This window comes from Priestia sp. P5_B4 (assembly GCF_056400385.1).
Genome location: NZ_JBFULJ010000552.1, coordinates 1 through 2,550, shown reverse-complemented (window position 1 = coordinate 2,550; position 2,550 = coordinate 1). Strand labels below are relative to the sequence as shown.

General features: G+C 39.6%; 2 protein-coding genes. Both read left to right on the top strand.

The window, feature by feature from the left end:
• Positions 1 to 946 (top strand): galactonate dehydratase (gene dgoD, locus AC1DRF_RS22825; RefSeq protein ID WP_477741761.1); only part of this gene is annotated, 946 nt, incomplete at its 5' end.
• A 92-nt stretch (positions 947 to 1,038) separates the two neighbouring features.
• A complete protein-coding gene (locus AC1DRF_RS22820; RefSeq protein WP_427075024.1) occupies positions 1,039 to 2,358 on the top strand; it encodes an MFS transporter in 1,320 nt (439 codons plus the stop codon).
• The last annotated feature ends 192 nt before the right edge of the window (positions 2,359 to 2,550 follow it).

Below are 2,550 nucleotides of genomic sequence, written 5' to 3'. Positions count from 1 at the left end.
CCGAGGCGGCTTCTATCGAGGCGGACCTATTTTAATGAGTGCCATATCAGGGATTGACCAAGCTCTGTGGGACATCAAAGGAAAATATTACGATGCTCCTGTACATCAACTGTTAGGCGGAAAAGCAAGAGAATCTATTAAAGTGTATTCGTGGATTGGAGGAGACCGGCCTTCAGATGTAGGCGAAGCAGCAAGAGAAGTTGTTTCACAAGGATTTACAGCAGTAAAAATGAATGGAACAGAAGAGCTTCAATATGTGGATTCATATGAAAAAATTGATCAAGTAGTAGAACGTATTGCTGCTGTCAGAGAAGCAGTGGGACCTTATGTAGGAATAKGTATTGATTTTCACGGACGTGTACATAAGCCAATGGCAAAGATTTTAGCTAAAGAACTAGAGGTCTATCGCCCAATGTTTATCGAAGAGCCGGTTTTACCGGAAAACAATGAGGCGTTAAGAGAAATTGCCAATCACGTATCCATTCCTATCGCTACAGGAGAAAGAATGTTTTCAAAATGGGAGTTTAAAAAGCTCTTAACGGACGGATACGTCGATATTATTCAGCCTGATTTATCACATGCAGGAGGAATTACAGAATGTAAGAAAATTATTTCAATGGCTGAAGCCTTTGATGTAGCAGCTGCACCTCATTGCCCGTTAGGACCAATTGCATTAGCTGCGTGTCTTCAAGTAGATGCAACGTGTCACAACGCATTTATTCAAGAGCAAAGCTTAGGCATTCACTATAACCAAGGCAGTGATTTACTAGATTATATTGTTGATAACCACGTATTTAAATACGAAGAAGGCTTCGTGAAAATTCCTGATGGACCTGGTTTAGGTATTGAGATTAACGAAGACCATGTTAGAAAAATGGCTGATATCGGCCATAATTGGCGTAATCCAGTATGGCGTCATAAAGACGGTTCTGTAGCGGAATGGTAAAGGGGAAACCATTTTAGTACGGGAGATCTGATTGGCAAATGACCGTCAGTCAGATCTTTTCTTAAACTAGTCATATACAGGGGGATAAGGGAATGAAGGGGTATAGCGAAAAGCCGACTCGCGTTAGATTTCGTGTTTTAGCATTTATTTTCATAAGCGTTGTCATCAACTATATGGATCGAAGTAATATTTCTGTAGCTGCCACAGCCATGTCCAAAGATTTAAAGCTATCATCAGTAGAACTGGGTCTCATATTTTCAGCCTTTGGATGGGCTTATGCTGCTCTGCAAATACCAGGAGGGGTAATGGCTGACCGCTTTGGCGCTCGTGCTACGTATGCCTTTAGCTTAATTACCTGGTCTATTGTTACGCTGCTGCAAGGATTTACTAAGGGATTTGTGAGTCTTTTTGGTCTGCGTCTAGCGACAGGAGCATTCGAAGCACCGGCTTTTCCGACCAATAATAAAGTAGTCACCAGCTGGTTTCCAAATCAGGAAAGAGCATCAGCTATTGCTTTTTATACTTCAGGACAGTTTGCAGGACTAGCATTTTTAACACCGACACTAGTTACCATTCAGCACTTTTTAGGGTGGAGAGGTCTGTTTATTACTACAGGGATTATTGGTATAGCGTGGGGCATTATGTGGTATATCTTTTATCGTGATCCTTCTCAGCATAGCAAAGTAAATAAAGCAGAATTACAGCATATCGAAGAAGGTGGAGGCTTAGTTAAAGCTGCTGATAATAAAGGAGAAAGAGCAAAGTTCGAATGGGGAAATCTTAAAGAAGCCTTTTCTCACAGAAAGCTATGGGGCATCTACTTAGGACAGTTTGCCGTCAACTCTACTTTATGGTTCTTCCTTACATGGTTTCCAACGTACCTTGTGGAATATAGAGGGTTAGATTTCTTGAAATCAGGATTCTTAGCATCAGCTCCGTTTTTAGCAGCGTTTGTAGGAGTATTATTATCTGGCTTTGTATCTGACGCCTTAGTGAAAAAAGGAGTATCACTAGGGATTGCAAGAAAAACACCTATTATCGTAGGTCTGCTTTTATCAACTTCAATTATCGGAGCCAATTATGTAAATAGCACATCTCTCATTATCATGTTTATGGCTATTGCGTTTTTTGGAAATGGCCTAGCTTCTATTACATGGGTGTTTGTCTCAACGCTAGCACCTAAACACTTAGTCGGTTTGACAGGTGGAGTCTTTAACTTTATCGGAGGTCTAGCTTCTATCATCGTTCCAATTGTTATTGGTTTCTTAGCTAAAGGAGGAAACTTTGCTCCAGCTCTAGTATTCATAGCTGCATTGGCTCTTTTAGGAGCACTTTCGTATATCTTCCTTGTAGGAAAAGTGGAAAGAATTAAAGTGGTTAAAGATAAAGAATTGAATCGAGATATTGTGTAAGGTTGTTTATAGTTTTATAGGAATCATACATCTGAAATTATTTGTGGCTGGATTAAAAGAGAATTCGTAAAAGTTTTATTAAAGATAGAGCATAAATTTTGTTGGAGACCAACGGGTTTATGCTTTTTTTACTTATAAAAAAGGATTTCAGTCCCTACAAGAATAAGATTATTAGGTTAGGTAGTAGTGATA

Excerpts from the sequence above, each read along its gene's own strand:
- AC1DRF_RS22820 (WP_427075024.1), top strand. The coding sequence starts at position 1,039 with ATGAAGGGGTATAGCGAAAAGCCGACTCGCGTTAGATTTCGTGTTTTA.